We start from the raw sequence: 25,193 nt of genomic DNA, 5'->3' as shown, positions 1-25,193 counted from the left end.
CACCTGTTTTCCATGCCGGGCGAATTCCAATTCGTTTACTTTTCCCTTTACGGCAGAAATTGTTCACATAAAAAAGCACCCAAAAAGGGTGCTCAGTCCGCAAGCTCTGTCTGTTTCGTTTCTTTTCCAAAGACCAGTATACAGATGACCGCGATCAGAATCGCCGCGCAAAAGACGGTGAAAATGGCGGTAAACGAGACGTTCCGGGCTGCAAGCGAGCCGACGAGAAGCGGCCCGAATATGCCGCCGATTCTGCCGACGGCTGCCGTTGTGCCCGAACCGGTCGCACGAATCGCCGCCGGGTATTGCTCAGGTGTGTAAGCATAGAGCACACCCCACGCGCCGAGGTTAAAAAAGGATAACAGCATACCGGCCGCCAGCAGCATTCCCAATGAGTCCGCCGCGCCGAAGAAATAAGCGCTGCCGGCCGTTCCCAGCAAATAAATCATTAAGATGCTTTTCCGCCCCGCTTTTTCAATCAGCCATGCAGCTGAGAAATATCCCGGAAGCTGGGCGAGTGTCATCAGCAGCACATATTCGAAGCTTTCAATCATACTGAAGCCTTTCATCAGCATGACGCTCGGAAGCCACAAAAACATGCCGTAATAAGAGAACACGACGCAAAACCACACGACAGACAGCATCGCCGTCGGGCGCACATATTGTTTCGTCCAAACACTTTTGACTTGGGCCCGCACGCTTTTCTTTTGCGCCGATAATGGCTGGTGCGCCGGTGATTCCGGCAGGCTTTTCCGCAAATAAAGCGCGTAAAATGCGGCAAGCGCTGTAATAAGAAGCGCGGTTTGCCAGCCGAACTTCGGGATCACGAAGTAAGAAATGAGAGCGGCAAGCAGCCAGCCGGCTGCCCAAAAGCTTTCCAGCAGCACGATGATCCTGCCCCGCTTCTCAGGAGCAGATGATTCCGACACAAGCGTTGAAGCTACCGGAAGCTCTCCGCCAAGACCCATGCCGATCAGAAAACGCAGGATGAGAAAGGCGGTTAATCCCGTCGCGAAGGCGGAAATGCCGCTTCCGACAGAAAACAACAACAGCGTGATCATGAACACTTTTTTCCGCCCGATCCTGTCCGCCAGCATTCCGAATAAAAAGGCGCCTGCCGCCATCCCGATGGAATTGACACTGCCGATCCATTTCATTTGTTCAGGCGATAAGTTCCAATCGGCGTGAAGCGCCGCGATAATAAACGATAAAATTCCGACATCCATAGCGTCAAACAGCCATCCCATTCCGGCAATCGCGAGAAGCTTGCGCGGAGAAACAGGGGGTTGTTTTTTCATACTCAACACCTCAAATCGAAAATGATTACCGTCTAAGTTTACACATGTCTTTACACGTTGTCATTATATTTTTTCACACAAAAAAACCCGCCTGCGCAAGGCGAGCGGGGTGCCGTTTAATTCTTTAAAACGGCGTTTTTAATATTATCCTGAAGCTGGAGAATCCGTTTCGCGCCATCTTCTCTGAGGCGCTTGTTTTCTTCCTCAATTTGTTTGGTTTCCTGCATGCCGCTGACAATTGTATTCCATGAAGATTCAATCGTTTCAATATCAATGCTCGGGCGGCCTGCCATCCGGGCAATCTCAACGCTTTGGCTGGAGATATTTTCCGCATTGCGTTTCAGCATTTCATTCGTACGGCGGTCCAGCTCACTCATAGAATCAGCCACAAGCTTTTGGCGTTTTACGGTGACGGCTTGAATAATGCCGTTTTTAAAGATCGGAATCGTGATGACGAAAGCGGAGTTAATTTTCCCGATCAGCTTCGTATTCCCGCGCTGAAGCAGACGGATTTGCGGGGCGGTTTGCAGCGCCACCATCCGCGCCATGTCTAGGTCATATACGCGTTCTTCAAGCGCCTGAAGTCCGTTGCGCAGCGTATCAAGCTGCATTTGCGCAAGCTGGTTGCCTCCCGCCGCTTTTTCTTCATAGGAAGGGATGAGCGCCTGCATTTCCTCAAGCTTCATTTGGCCGGCAACGACATACTTTTCAAGCGCCATGTAGTAGTTAATGTTGTTTTCATACATCTCATCAAGCGTCTGATTCGTTTTCGCCATTTCATCTTTGTATTTCGAAATTTCAACGTGGATCTTTTCAATTTCTCCGCCAAGGGTGCGGTATTTTTGAAAGATTTTTTCAATCATGCTGTTTCCGCGTTTGAACATTTTAGCCAAAAATCCTTTCGGCTCGTCGAAATCATTTTTGTCAAAACGGTCCATGATTTTTCCAAGCTGCGTCAGCATTGTGCCTGAATCTGTGACGCTTGTGGTTTTCATCATATTTAAGATACGGTCGGAAAACTTCGAGATTTCAACAGCGGGCTCTTTCCCGTACTCGAGCAGCTCCATTTGGTTTTTCACGTCAATTTGCTGTGCTATGTGCTGCACCTCAGGATCTTGGCGCAGCTGCAGTCTGATATCGTCAGCTTGTTGTTCAGAAATCTCTTCATTTTTATCAAGAACAAGCGGATTTTGATTTTCTGTCGTCATGTTTATTTACTCTCCCTGCTTTTGCGTAATGGTTCTAAACAGCTTCCTTACAAGTGACGGCTCCTTATATTCCTGCTGAAACACCATGTCCTCCAGCCAGTGGACGTCATATTGGTCTTCTTCTATATAATGCTCAATGTCTTGATGCCCCGGCGGATTGTACAGGATGATGTCGACGCCGATTTCATTCAAAAACAAAAGAGCGGCCGCGTCCGAACGCGTCAATTCTCCGCTGTGTTCCGTGTGATACAGAAGCAGCTTCGGAACGGTCTGCGCGTAATCAAATGTTTGGATCAATTGCAGCAGTGAAGCGGGAAGGTTTGCCGCTTGGCGGAACAAATAAATACTGACATCCTTTTTCTGTTCCTGAGGCAAAGCCTTCAGCCCGGGATTTCTGCACATGTCAGACATCACATTGGCGATAGCGGTCTGCACGCCAGACGGCAGATGTTTATACTGCCAGATGTTGCTTTTTTTGAGCCTGTCCGCGTCAATGGCTCCTTCTTCATTTAAAACCTGGCTGTAATGGTATTGATAATTGGATTTGACCTCTTCTGTAAACGGAAACCGGCGGATCATGTGAGTTTCCTGATAATCCGCGACCGTATGCAGCCGGCTCCAATATTCTTTCGTATCTTTTGAGACACCCATCACTTTAGCAAAAAGGTTCGGAATCACAACCTTATCTCTGTCCGCCTTAAATTGCGGACGGATGAATGCCCGCTCCTTCGCGATGAGAAACAATTCATCATACGTTGTTTTTAATGTCACGGACTGCGGGGTGTGTTCTCTGAACTGCCACGGCTTATACATCATGGATTCTTCATGGTTCAGCACGTGCTCAATTTCTTTCGTCGACCGATAAGCAACCGTGGACGTCCTGTCCGGCTTTTCTTTCGGAAAAGGCTGGAGGCTGTTTACAGCGGGAAGCCTGATCGTGAAGCTGAGCTCCTGATCAGGGTCAATCATGCTGAACTGGTCCTCTGCCGCCGGGTGAAACAAAAGCACATCACAGCCGATCAGCATGACATAATAGAGAAAATAGAGCTGGCTTTTCGTCGCGTCTCCGTACCACACCACCTTCGGCATCTCACGCTCTATATCGGTCTGTTCGAGCCAAGGATTCAGGTGGTTCAGCGAAAACTTCGACACATCCAAAAGCACTCGGCGGAAATCGGGATCGTTCAGTCCCTTTTCATGCCGGTTTGCAAAGGTTTCCAAAAGCGTCATAAATGCAGTTCTCAGGCGGCGGTGCATCAGGGGATTCGTATGTTTTGCAAGCAGCCGGCCTCCGTCTAGAAACGCGACAAATCGGGATACGGAAAGCCCTTTTTCTTTTTGATTGATCATATGAATGTTTTGAAGCGCCTGAAACGTTTCCGGCGCGATCGTTTTATCAAGCGTTTCGCTTAAGATATGGATGTTTTTATGAGTTGACAGCTCGTAAAGCTTATTGTAATACTCCGTTTCATCAAAAGGGGTGCCCAAAATCCGGCCGGCGAGCCGTGTAAAGGCCAGTCCGTTTTCCCGTTCATACGCGGGGCGTTCCGGCAGCGTTTGAAACAGGATGCTTTCCCAGTCATCGTTTTCCAGCTCAGCCTTATGGATCGCCAATTCTTCTTGCTTCATCATCTTCCTCCTTTCCTCTCTGTCATTCCGGTACAAAAAAGGAAGGAAATGAACTCTCCCTCCTTTTTTGTTTTATTCTTCTTTAGATGCAGCAGTTTGTTCCTGAACCTGCTTTTGTTTGTTGAAATAGTGGATGATAAACGTCACCACAAACGCAGCGATGATGATTCCGAAGAACACAACGTGCGGCATTTCATAACCAAAGGCGCTCCCCGCCATTTTTACGGAAATAATCCCGATTAACACAAAAGCCGTGTTCTCAAGCTCAGGAATCTTATCAATTAAAACGAGGAATACTTTTGCGACTGTACGCATCATGAGTATGCCGAGCATACCGCCGATCAAGAGCACCCATACTTTTTCCGATACCGCAAATGCGGCCAAAATGCTGTCTACAGAGAAGGCAAGATCCATTAATTCCACTGAAATAACAGTGGCCCAAAAAATCCCGAACGTGCGGACCATCCAAGAATTTTTCTTCATGCCTTCCGTATCGTCGTCCCCTTCTCCGATCCAGAAATGCTTAATGACGAGCCAAGCCAGGTACAGCGCGCCAAGCACTTTAATCCACCAGAACTTAATGAGCAGCATTCCGACCCCGATAAAAATGAAACGGAAAAGGTATGCCCCGAACAATCCGTACGTTAATGCTTTTTTCCGCTGTTTTTCAGGCAGATGCCTTACCATAACCGCAAGCACTAACGCGTTGTCGGCCGACAGCAGACCTTCTAAAAGAACCAAGGAACCGATCAGGCCCCACGATACAGGGTCAGTCAGCACCTCTCCCCACATTTTCCAATCAAAAAAGGAAGCGTAGGTCGACATAATATGATGTAAAAAATCCAAGTTTTTTCCTCCTATTTAGTAAAAACGGTAATTTCTCTATTACACTTGCAAGCCGTAATTCCGGCAAAGTGATGCCAAACCGCCGGAAAATCCGCTGCCGATGGCGTTAAATTTCCACTCGGCGCCGTGGCGGTACAGCTCACAAACAACAACAGCCGTTTCGATGGAAAAGTCCTCGCCTAAATCAAAACGGAGCAGTTCATTTTGATTGGCCTCATCAACGACGCGTACGAACGCGTTAGAGACTTGTCCAAAGTTTTGGCTGCGTGCTTCCGCATCATGAATCGTAACGGTGATGCCGATTTTTTCAATGTTTGCGGGTATTTTAGAGAAGTCGACGATAATTTGTTCATCGTCTCCCTCGCCCTCACCCGTCCGGTTGTCTCCCGTATGGATGACGCCGCCGCTCGGATGCTCCAGGTTATTGTAGAAAACAAAATCAAGATCATTTACACAGTTGTCATGGGCATCGACCAGAAAGGCCGACGCGTCAAGGTCAAAATCATGCCCTCCGGAGTACTTATTCGTATCCCAGCCTAAGCCAATCACCGCTTTTGTAAGCCCCGGATTCGTTTTTGTCAGATCAACACGCTGTCCTTTCGCCAATTGAATAGCCATGCTGCATCTCTCCCTTCTGTGTTTTGTATCTTTTAACCGATTTGCAGACCGTAGTCTGTCGCAATACGGGCCAGCCCGCCTTGGTAGCCTGAGCCGATCGCTGAAAATTTCCACTCGCCGTTGTGTCTGTAAAGCTCACCCGCGATAATGGCTGTTTCAATTGAAAAATCTTCAGCCAGATCGTAGCGGATCAGCTCCTCATTTGTTTCTTCATTTACAATGCGCACAAACGCGTTAGACACTTGTCCGAAGTTTTGGCCGCGCGCTTCCGCTTCATGGATCGTGATGACGAATGAGATTCTGTCAATGCCGGCCGGCACCGCGCTCAAGTTGACTTTTACGCTTTCATCATCGCCCTCGCCCTGTCCTGTCAGGTTGTCGCCTGAATGTGCGACAGAGCCGTTTCCGCCTTCAAGCTGATTATAGAAAATAAAATCGTCAGGCGACGCGCATTTTCCTTCCGCATTTAAAAGAAAGACGCTTGAATCTAAATCAAAATCGTGTCCGCCGTCGTATTTATTCGTATCCCAGCCAAGACCGACAACGACTTTAGACAGGCCCGGGTTTGTTTTTGTCAAATCTACTTTTTGTCCTTTTGCCAATGAAATTGCCATGTTCACACTCTCCTTTTTCGGTTTATGCGTATCGGTTGACGATATCGCCTATTTTTGTATCGTTTGTGCCTTCGCCCACAGCTGCGAATTTCCATTCGCCGTCCTGGCGGTAAATTTCAGCCGCGATCAGGCTTGTTCTGCCTGAATAGTTATCTCTTAAATTATAAGTGACCAGCTCTTTGCGGTTGGCCTGGTCAACGACGCGGATGAACGCGTTTTGAATCATCCCGAAGTCCTGCTTTCTTCTGACACAGTCGTAAATGTTGACGACAAAGACAAGCTTATTAATGTGCGCAGGCACTTTCGCCAAATCTACGAGAATTTGTTCATCATCGCCGTCACCGTCGCCCGTCAGGTTATCACCCGTATGTACGACACCGCCGCAGCGGCTTTTCAGACTGCCGAAATAGATGACGTTTTTACTGTCTGTCATTTTATCATTTTCAAGCATCAGTACTGAAGCGTCACAGTCGATATCAGCACCGCCTCCGCCGAACAGCTTTCCAAAGAAACCGCCGCCTGATGACACCGGGTCCCAGCCAAGGCCTACTAACAGTTTTGACAGGCCGGCTTTTCCTTTTGTTAAATCAATCCGCTGTCCTTTTTCTAAAGAGATCGCCATATGATTCACTCCTATTCTTAAAGGTGCCTATAAGCACGTTACGTGTACGCCATTTTACGATTTTCCGGGACAAGCATCCCGGAGTTTAATTATATATACGTCTTTTATTATAGCAAAGTTTCATAAAACATCAGAAATTTTGACGAAAAACCGCGAAAAAAACCAGCCCATATTTGCCTTTATTCTGGAAAGAATAAACGGCAGACAAAGAAATTGACGGCGGCGAAGGATTTTTCCTATCCTTGTATCAATACGATTTGAGAAAGGGGCAGTCGAGTGATTGAATTAAGCATACTTGATCAGGCGCCTATATCCAAAGGAAACGGGCCTGCCGATACGCTCCGGCATTCGGCGGAGCTCGCCCGCCTTAGTGAAGGCTGGGGGTATAAGCGGTACTGGTTTGCTGAGCATCACAGTACGAGAGGGCTTGCAAGTGTTGCCCCGGAAATTATGATAGCCCATATTGCGGCTTGCACGAAATCGATCCGCGTCGGCTCAGGAGGTGTTCTTCTGCCGCAGTACAGCCCATATAAAGTTGCGGAAACGTTCCGGCAGCTTGAGGCGCTGTATCCGAACCGGATTGATCTCGGAGTCGGCCGCTCCCCCGGCGGCACGACAAAAACCCGGCTCGCCCTGACTGACGGGGTCAAGAAAAGCATGACCGAGTTCAGCAGGCAGCTTCAGGATTTGTCTTACTTTCTGACAGATTCGATCCCGTCAGATCATGCTTACTCAGGAATCAAAACAGCGCCGCTTATCGAAACGGCGCCTGAACTATGGGTGCTCGGCCTCGGAGAAAACAGCGCCAGACGCGCGGCTCAGCAGGGGGCGGGCTATGTATTCGGCCATTTCATCAACCCGGAACGCGGGGAGAAATCCTGCCGGGTCTATCGGGACAGCTTTCAGGCCTCCGCCCATTTCTCCGCTCCCGCACTGCTGTTTGCCGTCTTTGTCATCTGCGCAGCCACGGATGAGGAAGCCGAGGAGCTTGCATTAAGTCAGGATTTGTGGCTGCTCCGCGTCGGGAAAGGGACGGACAGCCGCGTGCCGGACATCGCAGAAGCCAAAGCATATCCGTATTCGGAGGCTGACCGTAAGCAAATAGAAGAAAACAGGAAGCGGATGGTAATCGGCTCGCCGGCGACAGTAAAACGCCGCCTGCTTGAGCTTGCAACACGATATGGCACAGAAGAAATCATGGTGCTGTGCAACGTTTTTGATGTCGAAGCGAAAAAAGAAACGTATGAGCGGCTTGCAAAGTTGTTTCTATAAAAAAGGCCGTTAAAAACGGAGCAGCAGTTTCCAGAGAAAGATAAACTGCTGCACCGCATTAACGGCGATTTTTTCGTTCTTTTCCTTTTTTAAACGCATTCCAAATCCCCTGCAGCGTAAAGCCGAGCAGAAGCAGAATGATTAACAGTAAAGTGATTGACGGCCCCGGAGGCGTTCCGAGCTGGTAAGAAGACGTCAGCCCCGTGAACACACTGAACAGAGAAATGACAATGGCTGCCGTAAACACCCATTTAAACCCTTTGGCGATACGAATCGCAAAAGCCGCGGGCAATACGAGCAGCGCAGAAACGAGCAGCACGCCGATAATCGGAATAATGACCGAAATCGCAAGCCCCGTCACGATGCTGAATGACATTGACAAGAGATTTGTGTTAATGCCTGATGTCTTCGCCGTCGCCTCATCAAAGGTAAGCAGATAGAGCGGTCTGTTTAAAATAATGAAATAAAGCAGAATCAGCAGGGTAATGCCGCCGATAATATAGACTTGCTGCTGGCTGACCGTCACAAGCGAGCCGAATAAATATTGATCGATGCTCATCGACGCGCCGCCTTTTGACAGGCTGATCAGAAACATCGCAAACGACAGCCCGGCCGCCATTAAGATTGCGATAGAGACCTCAGAATATGTACGGTATGCCCGCCGCATGTATTCAATGCCGATCGCCCCGATGGTGACGACGACAATACTGGCTGCTGTAATATTCGTACTGAGAAAAAAACCGATGGCAACACCCGACAATGAAATGTGTGACAGCGTATCCGCCATCAGCGCCTGTCTTCTCAGCACGAGATATACGCCTAATATCGGCGCCATAATTCCGATCATGCTTCCCGCTAGAAAAGCTCGTCGCATGAATTCCAAGTCAAACATTTCCATCCGCCTTTTTCCCCCCTCTCAAGTCTTATCACTTTATCTAAGTATTGCTGTACTTCGTTTTGTTCGTGTGTCACCATCACGACGGTGCGGTTGTGGTTTTTCACCTGATGATGCATAAATTCGTAGAAGCCCTGTCTGCTTTCATAATCAACTGCTGTTGTCGGTTCATCAAGCATCAGCAGATCCGGATTGCTCGCAAGCATTCTCGCAATGCAGATTTTCTGCTTCTGTCCGCCGGATAAATCGCCGATTTTCCGATTGCGGAAATCCCACATTTCCACCATCTTCAGCGCGTTTTCCACCTCGTGGTGATCCGTTTCGTTCAATCGTTTAAACCATTTTCCTTTTGTATAACGGCCTGATTGCACAAGCTCAAGAACCGTGCTTGGGAACCCTGCATTAAATGAAGAAATCTGCTGCGGAACATAGCCGATTGTCAGGCGTTTTCCTGCTGCATTTTTTTTGCTGATCTCGGCCGTTCCTTCCCACGGTCTGAGCATGCCGAGCATGACTTTCATCAGCGTCGATTTTGACGCGCCGTTCGGCCCTGTAATGCCGACGAATTCGCCGCTATTGATTTCCAGCGACACGCCGTCAAGCACGGGTGTATGTGAATAACCAAAAACGATATCCTGTAATGTAACGAGATTCATGCTGACCTTCCTTTCCCGCATAGAAATAGTGTGCACCCTGCGGCGCACACTATGTTATTTAACCAATAGCGAATCTTTCAGTGCATCAAGGTTTTTCTCCATAATGTCGATATAACCTATGCCCTTATCCCGTTCTTTTTGGCTTAAACCTTCCAGTGTATTGAGCACTTCCGTTTTCGCGCCAATTTCACCGGCAAGTGTATCTGCAACTTTAGGCGATGCGACTTCTTCAAAATAAATGATCTTCACATCATGCTGTTTCGCAAACGTTTTAAGCTCGGCTAATTTGGCTGCGCTCGGCTCTTCTTCAGGAGAAAGGCCTGCAATCGCGACTTGTTTCAAGCCGTACTCTTTAGCTAAATAGCTGAATGCCGCGTGCTGTGTGATCAATTCTTTTTTCGCCGCTTTTTTTAATGTTGTACGGTATAGTTTATCAAGATCTTTCAGTTTTGCAATATATTCTTCACTATTTTTCTCATAGTATGCCTTGTTCTTCGGGTCTTGTTTGACGATTTGCGCCGTAATGTTTTTGACTTCTTTTTGCGCAAGCACCGGGCTGAGCCACACGTGAGGGTCCATGCTATGGCTATGGCCGTGGTCGTGCCCCTCTTCCTCTTCATCCGATCCTTCTATTAAATCAATGCCTTTTGACGCCTTTACAAATGCCGCATGATCAGCGCCCATGCTTTTTTCCGCTGACGGAACCCACGTTTCCATATACGTGCTGTTATAAACAAAGAGATCGGCGTTTTGAATGCTCGCGATATCCTTCGGGGTCGGCTCCCAATCATGAGGTTCAACCGAAGACGGAATAAGCATATCTACATCGCCTTTGTCCTTTACGATTTGTTTCGTGAATTCGTACATTGGATAAAATGTCGTCACGACGTGCAGTTTGCCGCTTTTTTTATCTGAGGACCCTGATGAACCTTTTGACGATGAGTTGCCGCAAGCTGCAACAACTAAAAAGCATGCCGCAATGATCATAAAGCCGCTCCATTTTTTAAACATAATGTATCCCCCTATTCCACAAATCAGAATGATGACGATTTCCGAGCTGTACTTATGCGTTCATTTCTTACCTATACCATAATAAAACGAAGTAATTACGTTTTGCAAGATATTTTTTTAAAAAGGGAAGAATTGCTGGGCGGATTCAATCTATTTATATTGGGCCCTCCAAGCAAAAGGAAACGCCCCCTGTTTTTTAAAGGCCTCTTTCCTTTGTCACCCTTTTCCAAACAAAAAAGAGAAGGTTTCCCTTCTCTTTTATCGTTCAAGCTGAGACGGATAAAGCGTCATCCCGCCATCTACAAAAAGTGTCGTTCCGGTCACGTAGCTTGCTTCTTCCGACACCATCCATGCGGCGGCGGCCGCGACTTCTTCCGGTTTTCCGAAGGCGTTCATCGGAATTTTTTTCAGCTGGGCTTGTTTATGTTTTTCTTCTTGAAGATCCGTATTTGACTCCGTGGCAATCGTGCCGGGGGCGATGGCATTTACCCGGATGCCTTTGTCGGCGTAATTGAGCGCCATTGTTTCTGTCATCATTTTCAGGCCGCCTTTTGACGTTGCGTACTGCACGTTTTCAGGACGCGGTATTTGCTGATGGACGCTCGATATGTTTAAGACCGTTCCTTTTTTCCTGCGGTCCATCATGTGTTTGAGGGCGGCTTTTGCCCCAAGAAAGGTGCCGGTTACGTTGACGTCGATGACCTTTTGCCAATCCTCTATGCTCATTTCATGAGGCATCGCTTCAGCTCCGTTAAAGCCTGAGTTATTCACCATGACGTCTACATCGCCGAAATGCTCTGATGCCGCGTCAAAAAGCGCCTGAATTCCTTCCTCAGAGGATACATCGGCTTTCACTGTGACCGCCCGGCCTCCCGCTTTCTTAATGGTGTCTGCGGCTTCCTCCGCACCGGCTGGATCGCTGCGGTAATTCACCACAACATTCATCTTTTCTTTGCCGAAGCGTTCGGCGATGGCTTTTCCGATGCCTTTTGAAGAACCCGTTACAATTGCTGTTTTTCCTTGTAAATCCTGATACATCGTCTTTCCTCCCTGCCGTTTATACAGACCATGTACCCGGTTTTTTTGGCATGAAAACAAATGGGATCATAAAAAGAACGCTGAAAGCCTGGGCTCCCTGCGTTCTTCCCTGTCATTACGCATAAGTGTTCATTTGCAGCCTCTTTTGCACATCCACAAGCCTGCTGAAGAAATAAGACGCCGCTTTGTAGTTTTCCCGTTTATGAAAGAAATGGGCCGCGTCCTGAAGAAGCTCCTCTGTATCAGCCAATAGCTGCTTTGACTCCAATTTATCAAACAGCTCTTTCAGCAAATCCTGTCCGCCGTCTCCGCCATACAGTTCCTTAATCAGACAGAATTTCGTCAAGTAAATGTCATCGCCCCAATCGGCTGCGCTTTTTATACCCCGTTCATAGCTGGCAGCGGCTTCACTGTACTTTTCCGCTTTAAAATAAATATGTGTGAGTGAAAAAACAGCTTGGATGACCTGCTGGAAGCTGTGCGCTTCAAAAACGGCGGCCGCTTTTTCAAAGTAATCCGCCGCCTTGCAAAAGTCACCCAAACTGTACATACAGTGCCCGATGTTATAATGGGCCGCAGCGATCATATAATCATCATCTAGCCGCTCCGCGTGCTCTAAGGCGCATTCAAGGTACTCCAGCGCTTTTTCATGCTGCTGGGCGTCCATCAAATTTCCGGCAATGATAAATTTACACTGCACCCTTCTCATCCCGTATAATTCATACTTCTTATAAATATCAAGCGCCTGCCCCGCATAATTCATCGAAAAGAAAGTCTGCTTGATATGGTAGTACACCTCAGAAATTTTATACAGAAACTCGGCCTTCTCTATGTCATCTTCCACATATTCAAGTTTTTCCTCAGCATGCTTATAATGAGAAATCGCTGAGATGAAGTTTTTTTGCTTAAATTCATACATTCCCCTGAAATAGTAAAAATAATATTCCAATAAGCCGGTGAGCTTTTGCTGGTTCATCTCAATCTCAGTCAGCATATCAGAGAACGGAGGCTGGCTGTCGCTTTCTTTCATCGGTTTTAATTTATCCAGCATGATACGGTGCCGGAATTCCATCAATGAAAAATACAATAGTAAATCCTGATTCTCTTCCATGTCTTCCAGTTCATATTCGATCTCCCGCTTTAATGTTTCGGCTTTATCAGCTTCAAACGCGCGGATCAGTTTATACCATTCATTCATCTTTACTGCTACTTCTTCAGATGGAATCTTGGATTTTTTCATACATCTGCCCCCTTCCTCTGGCTACTAATTATGTTATATTTTATCATAGCAAATTTAATACAGAGAGCAAACACAGATTTTAACCGCTTAAGAAAGAGAGTTTTCATCATGACATTACCAGTTAAAATAGCAGTACTCCTGATGGTCTTCTTTTCCGCAGGCCTTTGTTATTCTTATGTGCAGAAGGAACTGAGGCCTCACACTGCATTAAAAGAAAGAGACGTTCCGGCCGCTCTTCATCCGCTCGTTAAGCAGAATGCGGAGATATTGCAGACCGCCGCTGCGAAAAAAGGCATAAGCATGGTCATCACAGAGGGTTTCAGATCAGTTGAGGAACAAAACGAATTGTACCGCCAAGGACGCTCAAAAAAAGGGAAAATCGTCACCTACGCAAAAGGCGGGGAATCATATCACAATTACGGTCTTGCCATTGACTTCGCCCTGCAAAAGAAGGACGGAAGCCTCTTATGGGATATGACGTACGACGGCAACCAAAACGGCACACCTGATTGGCTTGAGGTCGTGTCGATTGCCAAAAAGCTCGGTTTTCAATGGGGAGGCGATTGGAGAAACTTTAAAGACTATCCTCATTTACAAATGATCCCTAGCTAATAAAACCTTTTCTTTTTCCGTTTTTGTGCGTCAATATACGGAGGATACACGGGCCTGTAGACAAGCTTATACCCTTGTCCGCCGGCCGGTGTGAACTCGCGCTGCCATTCCAGTTGCAGATGAAAGTCAGATAAGAACGCGGCTTTTGCTTCTTCTGGCGAAACGGCCGGTATCGGATTAATAGATTCTAGTTGCTCCGGGTCAATATCCGGCGCCATATAAGCTTCCACAAGCCCCGTCACGGGACTGACGAGAATTCGCGCAGCGCCGAATCGGAGCGGAATGCCTTGATGCCATACAGAAAAATGGAAGCGGAACCTGCCCCTTCCGTCAATCCGAAGCGGATTCAGTTTAAAAAACTCGGCTGCCCTCGGATAAAGCGCATATAAAAATTGAAGCGCGACGGCCTCACACTCTTCTTCGGAATAAAAAGCCGGGCCCTGATGCTCAATAAAAGATTTAAAGGCTGTCATCTTCCCGGTTTTTTTGTCCGTTTTCATCTTCATTGTGTTTTTGTTGCTGCTTTCGAAATAACTTTCAATGCTCAAATCTTTTCGTTCCGGAACTGATCCTTTCCGCCATGTTGTACCGATCTCATCTCCGAGATCCCGCTCCCGCGTTTGGATCATATCAGCGGTAAAACCCATCATTTCATACAGGTTCATTTCCTGCTTTTTTTTCAGCTCCGGCAGCGGTTTCGCCTTTTCGGCCCTTTCATCGCACAGATGCTGATCCGGAACGATGTCGTCCTCTCCGGCAGGATAACTGTATGCAGGCAATATCGGTTCATAGACAAGACGGGGCGTTTTTTCAAAATTAACAACGTCATACACGAGCTTAAACGTAAGCTCGCTCATATAGTGGGAAACGGCTTTCTCCTGGTCAACGAACTGCTCAGGAATAAGAGCCTCTCCCTTCTCTCCGTAATACAGAAATTGAACGACGAAGCCGCTGTTCGTCAAATCAACGAAAAAACCCGAATCGGGAAGCGGCCGATCAAGCACTTTTTTTGAATAAATAAAACGAATGCGCCCATTTCGTTCTTCTCTCGTCTGAAAGGTGAATTTCATAAAGGTAAGCGGATGGTGCTCGGCCGCAAACCGAAGAGCCGTCAGCTTTAATTCCGCGTCTGACAGCTGGATGTCTGAACTCGGACAGTCCGTGCGTGAATACGTAAGCAAAGATCCGTCCTCTCCCAGTTCAATCGTTACCGTTTTGTCTGAATCGTAAGGGTCTTTCCATATAAAATAGGCTTTCGTCTTTTGTTTTTCGTCATAATCTTCTATTTCAAGCTCATAATACGGCGGTATATTCCCGATCTCCAGCGCTTTTTTTCTCAGATGTTCTTTCAGCAATGAAGTCATCCTTTCAAAAGAGTGTACAAAAAGAACTGTGTTTTATTATATAAAAATGCCCTTCTTTTTTTAAAGGGAAGAAAGGTCCTTTTATGTGTCTATTTTTAGCAGAGCGGGAAAAGTTTCGAGCTCAGGACGGCAGTTTCTGATTCGAATTTCACACACAGCATGATGCCGCCGGATAGAAGATGAGACTTTCAGCCTATCGAACTCATAATGGCTCTGCCTGTATGAGCCTCTATAAAGCGAGGGTAAATCGGCTTGTATACGAGACGGTACGTATTCTGACCGCTGCCGTCATCATACCTGTCCCAAGCCAGTTCCACCCTGATCGCTTCCAGAATGGCCGCCTTTGCCTCTTCCTTCGTCAATGAAGGGACCGGGTCAATGTGCTTAAGCGTTGCCGGGTCTATTTCCGGCGGCATGTAACACCTGATGCGTCCCGTCTTTTTACTGACACAGATTCTCGACTCTCCGAAGCGTAAAGGAACCCCGTCCGTCTCTGCCTTGAATGTAAACCCAGCAACCTCCTGTTCATCGTCCGGTTCATCATATTGAATTCGGAAATACTGATCCGCTTCCGGAAATATCGCAAACAGAAACCGAAGCGCAGCGTTTTCACAATCCGCTTCTGAAAGCACCGGTTCACCTTCTTCACGGATAAAGGACATCACTCCGGCAAGCCTGCCGGATTCTTTATCATATATTGTTTTTAATACATGTTCAGTCCGGTGCTTAAACAGACTCTCTAAGCTTTTACCGTCCCGGGCTGCTTCTGTTTTATCAGGACGCCAGGCGATGCCGATTCGGCCGTCCCCAAGATCTGTTTCTCTATCTTTATAAAACCCGGCATGCAGCCCGATCATGTCATTCACACTGATATTTTCGGTTACATGTTCAGGGCGTGAAAGCGGAACATACGGCCGCGTTTCGGGTTCTATTTCATCACACTCTTCTTTTTCTTCATCCAAGCCGGCCGAAATCGGACGGAGCGGAATTATTGGTTCATAAACGAGATGCGGCTGGTCATCCCCCTGCTCATAAACGGTATGATTCAGAACGGTGAAGAGCAGCTCAACATCAATATCTTTCACAAAATGAGCCAATGCCTCCTGTTTGTCCGCAATATGCCCGGGTCTCATCAATTGATCCGCCTTCCCCTGATAACAAAAATCGGTTACCTCCCCCGTCAAAGACAGATGGACGTAAAACCCGGTCAGCGGGAGCGGCAGCCCGTCAGCCATCTGAACATATGAATATCTCACTTTATCTTCACATGCAGGGCTGTTCTCTTCCCGTTCAAATTCAGCTGCCGCCCCCGGATAATGTGTCTCTGTAAATTCAAGCATCCGTTTTTCAATTTCCCGATCGGGAAGGGGAGGCTGATCGGTTTGGAGAGCTGAACGGGACAAGTATTTCAGCTTTCCGTCCGGGTCTAACTCCACCATGATACTGCTGTCTTCATCACCCTTATCACTCCACCAAAACAGCGCACGCTCCTCATCATAATCCTCCGCGTCCATCTGGTAATGAGCCGGGACGTTTCCAATCCGGGCTGCCATCTGTTGTAATTTCTCTCTCTTCATATGAACACTTCCTTATCTGCGAAAAAAGAATAGTTAAAAGGAAATAGCCCGTGCTATTTCCTCTTTTTGTTTTACTGGAAAATGTCACTGATATACTGCGTCTCATCCTCGGTTAATTGAACGTCGAGGGTGTTCAGGTTGTTTTTCAGCTGGTCAGGGCGTTTGGCGCCGGGGATGATCGCGTCAACCGCCGGCCTTGATAACAGCCAGGCAAGGGCGATATGCGCCGTTTGCGTTCCTTTTTCTTCGGCGATGGCTTTCAGCTTGTCCACTTTCTCCAGGTTTTTGATAAACATTTCTCCCTGAAACTGCGGTCTGTTCTTTCGGCTGTCGTCGAATGCCGCGTCTTTTGTGAACTTTCCTGTCAGCAGGCCGGACGCGAGCGGGAAATACGGGATAAAGGAGATGCCGTTCTTTTCACAGTAAGGCAGCAGTTCCTTTTCCGCGTCGCGGCGGATCAGCGAGTATTCGGATTGAAAGACCTCTAAATAGCCGTCGGCGTTAAACTCCTGCAATTGCTGAAAATCAAGATTGGAGGCGCCGATCGCTTTAATTTTCCCTTCATCCTTCAGTTCTTTTAATGTGCCTGCCACCTCGGACATCGGCGTTTTGCCGTCAGGGAAATGGACATAATACAAATCAATCACATCCGTCTTCAGCCGCTTGAGGCTTTTTTCCACTTCTCCCCGAAGAAATTCGCGGCTGTTGTCCAGTTCGATTTGTCCGTTAACCTCTTTATGCGCACCCTTTGAGGCAATAACCAGCCTGTCCCTCGCGCCGCGTTCCTGCACGACCTCTCCGATTAACTCCTCAGAACGCCCTAAGCCGTATATAAAGGCTGTATCAATAAAATTCACACCGCCATCCAAAGCGGTGCGGACGAGATCTTTCCCCGTCTCATCATTCAGATTCGGAAACAGATTATGTCCCCCGACCGCATTCGCGCCAAACCCGATTCGCTTTACCTGTAAATTTGTCCTGCCCAACGCACGTGTCTGCTCCATTGTTCATTCCCCTTCCTGAAAGCATCTCCTTTTATTATTAGATAGATGGAATTTATTATCCTGCCTGCGGAAGAAATCAGCATGTCAAACCAACAGAAAAAACCTTGAAGAGTTTTCGCCCTTCAAGGTTTTTGTTTCGCTCTATTAAGATGTCAGCGCTGCCGCGAAGTGATCGGCTTCGTCTTGCAAAGCACTTTCGATTTCTTTATAACGGCTGGAGATGGTTGAGGCGCTTACGCCGTATTTCTTCGCCAGCTTAGCTTGTGAAACAGAAGCCCCGCTTAGAGAAATGCTGTTCACATAATACTCGACCGCCGCCGCAAAGGCTTCCGGCTTTCTGATGGTCGGCGTTTTTTTGTCGCAGAAGGACTTCCACAGGCCGATGACAGCCGGAATAAGGTCTGCCGGATATTCATCGCCGGTCATGCCTTTTTCAATGGCATCCGCTGTCTCCTTCTCCATGTCATTCGCCCACTCTGTACGGTTTTCTTCAGTGCTTGGCTTCGGCTCTTCTGCATTGCCTAAAAGAGCGGCCAGAACAGTGTCGAAGTCTTCCTCCATAAAGCGTTCAGGCGATTTTCCTTGTACCGCCGCCTTTTTCACTTTGCTGATCAGGTCGTCCGTCCGCTTCACAGGGAAGATCGTGAACTGCATGAAGAATTCCGCTTTTTCCGCTTCGTGAATCGGGTAGCCGAGAATCAGGCTTCCCACAGGCGGAAGATCCTGCTGGTTTGCATCCATTTCCACCTTGAACTGTTTTTTCGTCATTACATCTTCAAAGTGGATCATACCTTCTTTGATGTCCTCAAGCAGCATGAGCGCCGGTGTCATGCTTTTCCATGACTCCACGATTTCACGCGTTTTCGGGCGGTTGATATTGCCGCCTTTTTTCTGAAGGTAATCTTCGAAAATCGTCTTGCCGTCTGCAAGCTGACGGAAGAAAATTCCCCAGATGCCGAGATTGAATACGCTGATGTCCTTTGTCTGCCTGTCCATAGAAGACATGAATTCATGCTTGTTAATAAACGATGATATGCTTTCTCTATGTACGGTAAAGGCATACTCCATCAAGTTTTCCTGAATCTGCTTCGCTTCTTTTGCTGCGATGTCTGCCGGAATATCAACTGCTTTACTTCCGCAGCATTTTTTATATTTCTTCCCGCTGCCGCATGGACAAGGGGCATTTCTTTTCACTTTTCCCACAATAAACCCTCCGAATTCTGATATAACTATATTATTTTAACAAAAATAACTTCTGAGGGCTTGGTTTACGGTGAAAAAAGAATATGGAAACCACCTGCCGGCTGCCGGAGAAGACAAAAAAGAGCCTTGAAGACTTGTATTCTCTCAGGCTCTGACTCTATCAATTCAAGTTTTCTCCGCCGCCGCTGAGACCTTCTTTAATCAGCCTGTTTACTTTGCTGCTCATCAAAAGGCCGATGTGGCCGACGCCGCGGACTTTCACATTTTTCGCGCCGTGTAATTTGGATAGTCCGTTGATGACAATCAAGTCAAGTGAACCGTAAATGGATGTGTACAAAATCTTTTGATTCGGGTCTGTGCCCGGCAGCGCTTTGTTTGTGACCAGGCGGTTCGCTCCGCCAAGCGTCACGACGTTTCCAATCTTGTCTCCGCCGTCTAAGTTTTTAATATAATAAAGCGTGTTTGCGCCGCCCATACTGTGCGCGACAATATCGACTTTGCCCGCTCCCGTTTCACTGAGCACTTTTTTCACATATGCTGATAGTCTTGGCGCATTTCTTTTGTTATGTCCCGTTTTATCCCAAAAGTCAATCGCATACAGGTCTTTGGAGGACCATCCTTGGGAGATTAGATAGGTTTTAATGCCGGCGAAGTTAAAAGATGCCCCGCCTATTCCGTGCACCATGACCACCGGGTTGTGTCCCGAGACGGCTTTGGTGACGGCTGGCTGCAGCGCAAATACGGATACGATACTCAGCATGCAGATCATCAATACCGCCAGACATTTATTTTTCACTGTTTTCATCATGTTCCTCCTCTTCTGTAATTAATGATCAATCCTTATCATAAGATAGAAAATTATGTATAAACAGTGTTTTTATTACTTTTTTCATCAATGAAAGTTGTCGGTGAAAAAGGGACATTCAGACCTTCCCCCTTAGGCTTTACGGGTTAAAGCCCCATCCCTATCAACTTAAAAATAGAAACTAACATACGCAACATATGTTATCGGAACCCATTTTCAAGATCTATTCGTGACGTCCGCGTTTAATCTATCTGCCGGAGAAGACAAAAAAGAACCTCGAAGATATTGATTCTCCGAGGCTCTGACTCTATTCATTCGTATTTTCTCCGCCGCCGTTAAGCCCTTCTTTAATCAGCCTGTTTACTTGGCTGTTCATCAAAAGTCCGATGTGGCCGACACCGTGAATTTGCACGTTTTTGGCTCCGATTAATCTGGACAGCGGGTTCATGACAATCAAGTCAGCTGAGCTGTAAACGGATGTGTATAAAATCTTTTGGTTCGGATCGGTGCCCGGCAGCGCTCTGTTTGTAACCAGGCCGTTCGCTCCGCCAAGCGTCACGACGTTAGCGATTTTGTCTCCGCCGTCCAGGTTTTTAATATAATAAAGCGTATTTGCGCCCCCCATGCTGTGCGCGACAATATCGACTTTGCCCGCTCCCGTTTCACTGAGCACTTTTTTTACATATCTTGATAGCCTTGGCGCATTATTTTTATTGTTCCCTGTCTTGTCCAGAAAATCAATGGCGTACAGCTGTTTGCTTGACCAGCCCTGAGATACTAAATACGTTTTTATTCCTGCGAAGTTAAAGGACGCACCGCCGATTCCATGGACCATTACCACAGGGTTGTGTTCAGAGGAGGCTTTCGAGACGGTTGGCTGCACGGCAAATACGGAGACGACAGACAGCATACAAAGTGTGATGAAAGCGAGAAGTTTACTTTTTACATGTTTCATGATTTTCCCTCCTGAATTGTAATAAATTCACAATATTCATTCTATTGGAGGGAAAAAGGGAAAAATAGTGCACTTTTTACTGTTTTAGACAAAAAATGGGAGTGTGAAAAATAAGGAAAATGCATCTTTTATTATTATGCACTGATGCTTTAATACGGCAAACGGAAAAAGATGAGAACATCCCGCCCTCATCTTTTAATACTCATTAAAATAGGTTTGAATGCGTTCGGGATTATCTGTTTTTGTCAGTGCGAGCATCAGCAGAATACGTGCTTTTTGAGGGTTAAGAGAATTTGAAGCGAGCAAATGGTCTTTTTCAAACTCACGGTTGGGTGTAACGGCGCCAGTCCCCGTCCTTGTTGACCGGACGACCGCCAGTCCGTTTTTGACTGCCTTTACAGCGCCTTTTTTGGCCGTGTCAGATATTGACCCGTTCCCCGCCCCCGCAAACACAATGCCTTTCGCTCCCGCTTTTGCGGCGGCATCGAAGAGATAGCCTCCGTCATTTTGATAGCCGTAAATAATATCAACCTGAGGCAGTTTTTCCAGTTTGTCTATATTAAAATCGGTATTCTTCGTATGCTTTCGGGTGATGATATTGTTAAAATACACGTCATCGGCGATCGTTCCGACATACCCCATTTCCTCAGATCTGAAGGTATCTGTCGCGGTTGTATTGGTTTTTGTCACATAGCGTGCCGAACCGATTCGGTCGTTTAAGACGACCAGCGCTCCTTTTCCTTTCGCCTCTGGCGCCGCCGCCGTCTTTACAGCATTGTATAAGTTTGACGGCCCATCCGCTCCGATCGCCGTTGACGGTCTCATTGATCCGACTACTGCAACCGGTTTCTCGCTTTTTACGGTGAGATTGAGAAAATAGGCCGTTTCCTCAAGTGTATCTGTCCCATGTGTGATAACGATGCCGTCTGTATCGTCAGACCCGAGCAATTCATTGACGCGTTTGGCCAGCTTCAGCAATGTTTTGTTGTCCATATTCTGGCTGCCGATATTCACTATTTGCTCTCCGCTGACATGAGCGATGTCATCCATCTCCGGAACGGCTTGAATAAGAGACTCCACCCCTACCGCGCCGGCTTTGTATTCCGTCGTGGAAGTCTTTGATTTATCTGCGCCCGCGATCGTGCCGCCGGTGGCGAGAATTTTGATATTCGGGAGATCCTCTTTATTAGCTGAAGAGACATGTTTCGTTTGTTGCGAAGCTTCCTTCGCTTGGGGAGATTGGGAGCAGCCGACTGCAATCAGCAGCAGGGCCGTTATAAATGTGACGATGGGCATTAATCGTTTTTTCATTATTCTCTCTCCTTTGGTCATGGGGTTAGTATTTATTAATGAATGATTTTTCATACTTCGTCAAAAGGCGTGGCAGGCAATCTTACGTACAAATTATCCGGATAAAATCCTTGACACCGCGCTCTCAAGTCAAGATAATAGACCAGTCACTATATTTTTCAGTTTGTCATTTATCAGTAAGGTGGGAACGTTATGAGTTATGGAGATTCTCGGGAAAAAATACTTGCCGCAGCGACCAGGCTGTTTCAGCTGCAAGGGTATTACGGGACGGGATTGAATCAGATTATTAAAGAAAGCGGCGCGCCGAAAGGTTCTCTTTATTATCATTTTCCGGGCGGAAAAGAGCAGCTTGCGATTGAGGCTGTGAATGAAATGAGCGGTTATATCCGCTTGAAAATAAAAGAAAGCCTTGATGCCCACCCTGATCCGGTAAAAAGCATTCAATTATTTTTAAAGGATTTGTCAAGCCAATTTACATGTCCGGAAAACTTTGAAGGGTTTCCTGTCGGTTTACTTGCGGCCGAGACTTCTTTAACAAGTGAAAATCTGCAAAAAGCCTGCCAGAATGCTTATCAGGAATGGGAAACCTTGTTTGCCGGCAAATTAAGATCAGCCGGTTTCTCCGAAGAGAAGGCCGCGGAAATCAGCACCGTCCTTAATGCCATGATCGAAGGCGGCATCATTTTGTCATTGGCTAAAAAAGACAGCATGCCGATCATCCATATTTCAAAACAAATCCCTAAACTGCTGAAGACATAAAAAATACGAGAGACATCTTTCCGTAAATAGAGAGGAGAATGATATTGGAAACCGCTCAAACTTCCAAACAATACAAAGTGATGCCGATCATGATTTCTTTGCTGACGGCAGGATTTATCGGTATGTTCAGTGAAACGGCGCTGAATATCGCGTTAACTGATCTCATGAAGGAATTACATATTACTCCTTCTACCGTCCAATGGTTAACGACGGGCTATTTGCTCGTTCTGGGCATTCTTGTCCCTGTTTCGGGGCTGCTGCTGCAATGGTTTACGACAAGACAGCTTTTCATCGTCTCACTCGCTTTTTCCATTATCGGCACTTTCATTGCCGCGCTTGCACCGAGCTTTCCGTTTCTTTTAGCGGCGAGAATCGTTCAGGCTTTAGGAACCGGGCTGTTATTGCCGCTTATGTTTAATACCATCCTGGTCATCTTCCCGCCGCATAAACGCGGAGCGGCAATGGGAACGATCGGGCTTGTGATCATGTTCGCCCCTGCCATCGGGCCGACTTTCTCAGGGCTTGTTTTAGAGCATTTGAACTGGCATTGGATTTTCTGGATTTCTCTGCCGTTTCTCGTATTGGCTCTTTTATTCGGCATCGCCTACATGCAAAACGTGTCAGACATTACAAAACCGAAAATCGACGTGCTTTCTATTATTCTGTCCACGATCGGCTTCGGCGGTATTGTCTTCGGATTCAGCAACGCGGGAGAAGGATCAGGCGGATGGTCGAGCCCGACGGTTGTCGGATCACTCACTGTCGGTGTTGTGGCGCTGATCTTGTTTTCTATCCGCCAGCTGACAATGAAGCAGCCGATGATGAACCTTCGCGCATTCCGTTACCCGATGTTTATTCTCGGCGTCGTGATTGTTTTTATCTGCATGATGGTCATCTTATCAACGATGCTTCTATTGCCTATGTATTTACAAAGCGGTTTGATGCTGACGGCCTTTACGTCAGGGCTTATTCTTCTGCCGGGCGGAATTTTAAACGGCTTTATGTCCCCGGTTACCGGGCGGCTGTTTGATAAATACGGTCCGAAATGGCTTGTCATTCCGGGATTTATCATTGTTGCGGCTGTGCTTTGGTTTTTCTCAAACATCTCCGTTGCTTCAACGGCTGTTATGATCATCGTGCTTCATACGTGTCTGATGATCGGGATTTCCATGATTATGATGCCGGCGCAAACGAATGGCTTAAACCAGCTTCCGCCGGAATTTTATCCGGATGGCACAGCCATTATGAATACACTCCAGCAGATGGCCGGTGCGATCGGCACTGCGGTGGCTGTGAGCATCATGGCAGCCGGACAAAAGAATTATATGAGCACCGTCAAAAATCCCGCTGACCCCGCCGTCCTTCCGCACGCGCTGACTGCGGGCGTCCAGCACGCCTTTATCTTCGCAATGATTGTGGCCATTATCGGTCTGATCTGCGCCTTCTTTATGAAACGCGTCAAAGTTGATCATTCATAAAAAAACAGCAGGCTCCGTTGAGTCTGCTGTTTTTTTATATACGGTGTTTTGCAATAGCCAGTTGATCTATCGCATATGCCAATTCATCCTTTGTATTATAAAAATGAGGCGCGAGACGAATGACATGATGCCGGGGCGAGCATATAATGCTTTGCTGTTTCAGGTGCGCCGCCGTTTCGGACGCTCTTTCGTCATAAATCGAAATCATGCCCGGCCTGTCTTCGCATGATGGCGGGCACGGGAGGTTCAGCCCCTTTTCCGACGCGTATTCATATGCAAACGCGCTCAGTTCTTTTACTTCTTTATGGATACGGGCTGTGCCAATGCCGTTAAGAAGAGACAAAGCCGCCTGCGCCGCATACACGCTGATAAATGCCGGGGTACCGGTCTCAAAGCGTTTCGCTCCGTCTGCATAAGAAAAACGGGCCAGATCAAATGCTGCGTCCTTTTGCTGTCCGAACCATCCCGATGCTTTCGGCTTCAGCTGCTCTGCCAGCTCCTTTCTGACGTAAAGAAATGCTGTTCCCGGTATACCGAGCATATACTTTCTCGCGCCTGCGGCTAACATATCAATGCCCCATTCCTTCACATCAATCGGGACATGCCCAGCCGATTGATAAGCATCCACAAAAAGGAGCGACCCCTTCTTTGCGGCTATCGCGGCAATTTGTTTCACATCCTGAATAAAACCGTTCGTATAGGAAACATGAGGCACACAAGTGACCAGCGTCTGATCAGTGATAAACGTTTCGTATCGCTCTAATGGGATCATCCCTTCACGGGACGGGATAACTGAAAGCGTAACATCGGCTTGCGCCTTCCAGACGTGGGCAATCGCCGGGAAGTCCAAGTCTGTATACACAACCTGTTTCTTTTTACAATCGGATAAAGCAGAGGCAACGGAGACCGCGGCATCCGTCACCGAAGACAAAACGGCAATTTCCTCAGGGTCAGCGCCGATCAGCCTTGCAAACTCATTTCTGGCTTTCTCCGTCCTTTCAATGGCTTCCTCCCAGTTCCCGCCCTGCTGTAAAAGGCTTTCTTGATAGTCAGCGATCGCTTTCGAAACCGGTGCAGCCACAGCGCTTTGAGAACAGCTCGCGAGCATCGTATGTGTTTGAAGCGCCGGGAATAAATTGCGGTATTGCTTTAGCAAAGAGTCCAAGGCATGTTCCTCC

At 47.4% G+C, this 25,193-nt stretch carries 24 protein-coding genes; 4 read left to right on the top strand and 20 right to left on the bottom strand.

What is annotated here, in order from left to right; genetic code table 11:
* Positions 1-92: 92 nt before the first annotated feature.
* The 7 genes from KY305_RS11925 to KY305_RS11895 form a co-directional block, all read right to left on the bottom strand.
* On the bottom strand, positions 93-1,298 hold the full coding sequence (locus tag KY305_RS11925) for an MFS transporter (protein WP_223062710.1): 1,206 nt from the start codon (positions 1,296-1,298) through the stop codon (positions 93-95).
* A gap of 116 nt (positions 1,299-1,414) precedes the next feature.
* Complete coding sequence (locus tag KY305_RS11920; RefSeq protein ID WP_223062709.1) at positions 1,415-2,506, bottom strand: toxic anion resistance protein; 1,092 nt, start codon at positions 2,504-2,506, stop codon at positions 1,415-1,417.
* 6 nt (positions 2,507-2,512) lie between these two features.
* Positions 2,513-4,135: a YceG family protein gene (locus tag KY305_RS11915; RefSeq protein WP_223062708.1), complete on the bottom strand. Its 1,623-nt coding sequence runs from the start codon at positions 4,133-4,135 to the stop codon at positions 2,513-2,515.
* Positions 4,136-4,207: 72 nt separating this feature from the next.
* A complete protein-coding gene (locus tag KY305_RS11910; protein WP_223062707.1) occupies positions 4,208-4,981 on the bottom strand; it encodes a TerC family protein in 774 nt (257 codons plus the stop codon).
* Between the two features lie 39 nt (positions 4,982-5,020).
* A complete protein-coding gene (locus KY305_RS11905) occupies positions 5,021-5,599 on the bottom strand; it encodes a TerD family protein (RefSeq protein WP_223062706.1) in 579 nt (192 codons plus the stop codon).
* A gap of 32 nt (positions 5,600-5,631) precedes the next feature.
* Entirely contained in the window at positions 5,632-6,213 is a 582-nt protein-coding gene (locus tag KY305_RS11900) for a TerD family protein (RefSeq protein WP_214804131.1), read from the bottom strand.
* Positions 6,214-6,235: 22 nt separating this feature from the next.
* Positions 6,236-6,835 carry a TerD family protein gene (locus KY305_RS11895; protein WP_223062705.1) on the bottom strand — a complete coding sequence of 200 codons (600 nt, stop codon included), beginning with the start codon at positions 6,833-6,835 and terminating at the stop codon, positions 6,236-6,238.
* A gap of 276 nt (positions 6,836-7,111) precedes the next feature.
* Between KY305_RS11895 and KY305_RS11890 the strand changes: the two genes are divergently transcribed.
* A complete protein-coding gene (locus KY305_RS11890; protein WP_223062704.1) occupies positions 7,112-8,107 on the top strand; it encodes an LLM class flavin-dependent oxidoreductase in 996 nt (331 codons plus the stop codon).
* A 58-nt stretch (positions 8,108-8,165) separates the two neighbouring features.
* On the opposite strand, the gene KY305_RS11885 is transcribed toward KY305_RS11890, so the two are convergent.
* The 5 genes from KY305_RS11885 to KY305_RS11865 form a co-directional block, all read right to left on the bottom strand.
* Complete coding sequence (locus KY305_RS11885; protein ID WP_013350926.1) at positions 8,166-9,005, bottom strand: metal ABC transporter permease; 840 nt, start codon at positions 9,003-9,005, stop codon at positions 8,166-8,168.
* Positions 8,963-9,658, bottom strand: coding sequence for a metal ABC transporter ATP-binding protein (locus tag KY305_RS11880; protein WP_223062703.1), 696 nt, complete (start codon positions 9,656-9,658; stop codon positions 8,963-8,965). The genes KY305_RS11885 and KY305_RS11880 overlap by 43 nt, the downstream gene beginning before the upstream one ends.
* Positions 9,659-9,712: 54 nt before the next feature.
* Positions 9,713-10,669, bottom strand: coding sequence for a metal ABC transporter substrate-binding protein (locus KY305_RS11875; protein WP_223062702.1), 957 nt, complete (start codon positions 10,667-10,669; stop codon positions 9,713-9,715).
* Between the two features lie 258 nt (positions 10,670-10,927).
* The gene (locus KY305_RS11870) at positions 10,928-11,707 is read right to left on the bottom strand and encodes a glucose 1-dehydrogenase (RefSeq protein ID WP_223062701.1); all 780 of its coding nucleotides are present in this window, start codon (positions 11,705-11,707) and stop codon (positions 10,928-10,930) included.
* A 115-nt stretch (positions 11,708-11,822) separates the two neighbouring features.
* Entirely contained in the window at positions 11,823-12,947 is a 1,125-nt protein-coding gene (locus KY305_RS11865; protein WP_223062700.1) for a response regulator aspartate phosphatase, read from the bottom strand.
* Between the two features lie 108 nt (positions 12,948-13,055).
* Here KY305_RS11865 and KY305_RS11860 point away from each other — a divergent pair, with 108 nt between their 5' ends.
* Positions 13,056-13,559, top strand: coding sequence for a M15 family metallopeptidase (locus KY305_RS11860; protein WP_223062699.1), 504 nt, complete (start codon positions 13,056-13,058; stop codon positions 13,557-13,559).
* Here the strand turns inward: KY305_RS11860 and KY305_RS11855 are convergent.
* The 7 genes from KY305_RS11855 to KY305_RS11825 all read right to left on the bottom strand — a co-directional run bounded on the left by KY305_RS11855 (position 13,556) and on the right by KY305_RS11825 (position 21,778).
* The gene (locus tag KY305_RS11855) at positions 13,556-14,914 is read right to left on the bottom strand and encodes a YcdB/YcdC domain-containing protein (RefSeq protein WP_223062698.1); all 1,359 of its coding nucleotides are present in this window, start codon (positions 14,912-14,914) and stop codon (positions 13,556-13,558) included. The two genes, KY305_RS11860 and KY305_RS11855, sit on opposite strands and share 4 nt — an antisense overlap.
* A gap of 197 nt (positions 14,915-15,111) precedes the next feature.
* The gene (locus KY305_RS11850) at positions 15,112-16,500 is read right to left on the bottom strand and encodes a YcdB/YcdC domain-containing protein (RefSeq protein ID WP_223062697.1); all 1,389 of its coding nucleotides are present in this window, start codon (positions 16,498-16,500) and stop codon (positions 15,112-15,114) included.
* Between the two features lie 71 nt (positions 16,501-16,571).
* A complete protein-coding gene (locus KY305_RS11845) occupies positions 16,572-17,504 on the bottom strand; it encodes an aldo/keto reductase (RefSeq protein ID WP_223062696.1) in 933 nt (310 codons plus the stop codon).
* Between the two features lie 144 nt (positions 17,505-17,648).
* Complete coding sequence (locus KY305_RS11840; protein ID WP_223062695.1) at positions 17,649-18,707, bottom strand: helix-turn-helix domain-containing protein; 1,059 nt, start codon at positions 18,705-18,707, stop codon at positions 17,649-17,651.
* A gap of 160 nt (positions 18,708-18,867) precedes the next feature.
* The gene (locus KY305_RS11835) at positions 18,868-19,512 is read right to left on the bottom strand and encodes an esterase/lipase family protein (protein ID WP_223062789.1); all 645 of its coding nucleotides are present in this window, start codon (positions 19,510-19,512) and stop codon (positions 18,868-18,870) included.
* Between the two features lie 307 nt (positions 19,513-19,819).
* The gene (estA, locus tag KY305_RS11830; RefSeq protein ID WP_223062694.1) at positions 19,820-20,467 is read right to left on the bottom strand and encodes a lipase EstA; all 648 of its coding nucleotides are present in this window, start codon (positions 20,465-20,467) and stop codon (positions 19,820-19,822) included.
* Positions 20,468-20,662: 195 nt separating this feature from the next.
* Positions 20,663-21,778 carry a type II asparaginase gene (locus KY305_RS11825; protein WP_223062693.1) on the bottom strand — a complete coding sequence of 372 codons (1,116 nt, stop codon included), beginning with the start codon at positions 21,776-21,778 and terminating at the stop codon, positions 20,663-20,665.
* A gap of 192 nt (positions 21,779-21,970) precedes the next feature.
* On the opposite strand from KY305_RS11825, the gene lmrA reads away from it, so the two are divergent.
* Together lmrA and lmr(B) are read left to right on the top strand one after the other, a co-directional pair.
* Positions 21,971-22,537 (top strand): transcriptional regulator LmrA, encoded by a 567-nt coding sequence (gene lmrA / locus KY305_RS11820; protein WP_223062692.1) that lies wholly within the window; start codon positions 21,971-21,973, stop codon positions 22,535-22,537.
* 38 nt (positions 22,538-22,575) lie between these two features.
* Positions 22,576-24,015 carry a lincomycin efflux MFS transporter Lmr(B) gene (gene lmr(B), locus KY305_RS11815; protein ID WP_223062691.1) on the top strand — a complete coding sequence of 480 codons (1,440 nt, stop codon included), beginning with the start codon at positions 22,576-22,578 and terminating at the stop codon, positions 24,013-24,015.
* 34 nt (positions 24,016-24,049) lie between these two features.
* Here the strand turns inward: lmr(B) and KY305_RS11810 are convergent, their stop codons facing one another.
* The gene (locus KY305_RS11810) at positions 24,050-25,180 is read right to left on the bottom strand and encodes an aminotransferase class V-fold PLP-dependent enzyme (RefSeq protein WP_223062690.1); all 1,131 of its coding nucleotides are present in this window, start codon (positions 25,178-25,180) and stop codon (positions 24,050-24,052) included.
* Between the last annotated feature and the right edge of the window lie 13 nt (positions 25,181-25,193).

Origin of the sequence: Bacillus sp. YC2 (assembly GCF_019891195.1) — a bacterium.
Classification (GTDB): domain Bacteria; phylum Bacillota; class Bacilli; order Bacillales; family Bacillaceae; genus Bacillus.
Note: the sequence above shows the minus strand (reverse complement) of the source record. Positions and strands in the feature narration are given on the sequence as shown.

What these genes read in the sequence shown, in the direction of transcription:
- KY305_RS11925 (WP_223062710.1), bottom strand. Translation starts at nt 1,298, where the DNA reads ATGAAAAAACAACCCCCTGTTTCTCCGCGCAAGCTTCTCGCGATTGCC.
- KY305_RS11920 (WP_223062709.1), bottom strand. Translation starts at nt 2,506, where the DNA reads ATGACGACAGAAAATCAAAATCCGCTTGTTCTTGATAAAAATGAAGAG.
- KY305_RS11915 (WP_223062708.1), bottom strand. Translation starts at nt 4,135, where the DNA reads ATGAAGCAAGAAGAATTGGCGATCCATAAGGCTGAGCTGGAAAACGAT.
- KY305_RS11905 (WP_223062706.1), bottom strand. Translation starts at nt 5,599, where the DNA reads ATGGCTATTCAATTGGCGAAAGGACAGCGTGTTGATCTGACAAAAACG.
- KY305_RS11900 (WP_214804131.1), bottom strand. Translation starts at nt 6,213, where the DNA reads ATGGCAATTTCATTGGCAAAAGGACAAAAAGTAGATTTGACAAAAACA.
- KY305_RS11895 (WP_223062705.1), bottom strand. Translation starts at nt 6,835, where the DNA reads ATGGCGATCTCTTTAGAAAAAGGACAGCGGATTGATTTAACAAAAGGA.
- KY305_RS11885 (WP_013350926.1), bottom strand. Translation starts at nt 9,005, where the DNA reads ATGGAAATGTTTGACTTGGAATTCATGCGACGAGCTTTTCTAGCGGGA.
- KY305_RS11880 (WP_223062703.1), bottom strand. Translation starts at nt 9,658, where the DNA reads ATGAATCTCGTTACATTACAGGATATCGTTTTTGGTTATTCACATACA.
- KY305_RS11875 (WP_223062702.1), bottom strand. Translation starts at nt 10,669, where the DNA reads ATGTTTAAAAAATGGAGCGGCTTTATGATCATTGCGGCATGCTTTTTA.
- KY305_RS11870 (WP_223062701.1), bottom strand. Translation starts at nt 11,707, where the DNA reads ATGTATCAGGATTTACAAGGAAAAACAGCAATTGTAACGGGTTCTTCA.
- KY305_RS11865 (WP_223062700.1), bottom strand. Translation starts at nt 12,947, where the DNA reads ATGAAAAAATCCAAGATTCCATCTGAAGAAGTAGCAGTAAAGATGAAT.
- KY305_RS11860 (WP_223062699.1), top strand. Translation starts at nt 13,056, where the DNA reads ATGACATTACCAGTTAAAATAGCAGTACTCCTGATGGTCTTCTTTTCC.
- KY305_RS11850 (WP_223062697.1), bottom strand. Translation starts at nt 16,500, where the DNA reads ATGAAGAGAGAGAAATTACAACAGATGGCAGCCCGGATTGGAAACGTC.
- KY305_RS11845 (WP_223062696.1), bottom strand. Translation starts at nt 17,504, where the DNA reads ATGGAGCAGACACGTGCGTTGGGCAGGACAAATTTACAGGTAAAGCGA.
- KY305_RS11835 (WP_223062789.1), bottom strand. Translation starts at nt 19,512, where the DNA reads ATGAAAACAGTGAAAAATAAATGTCTGGCGGTATTGATGATCTGCATG.
- estA (WP_223062694.1), bottom strand. Translation starts at nt 20,467, where the DNA reads ATGAAACATGTAAAAAGTAAACTTCTCGCTTTCATCACACTTTGTATG.
- KY305_RS11825 (WP_223062693.1), bottom strand. Translation starts at nt 21,778, where the DNA reads ATGAAAAAACGATTAATGCCCATCGTCACATTTATAACGGCCCTGCTG.
- lmrA (WP_223062692.1), top strand. Translation starts at nt 21,971, where the DNA reads ATGAGTTATGGAGATTCTCGGGAAAAAATACTTGCCGCAGCGACCAGG.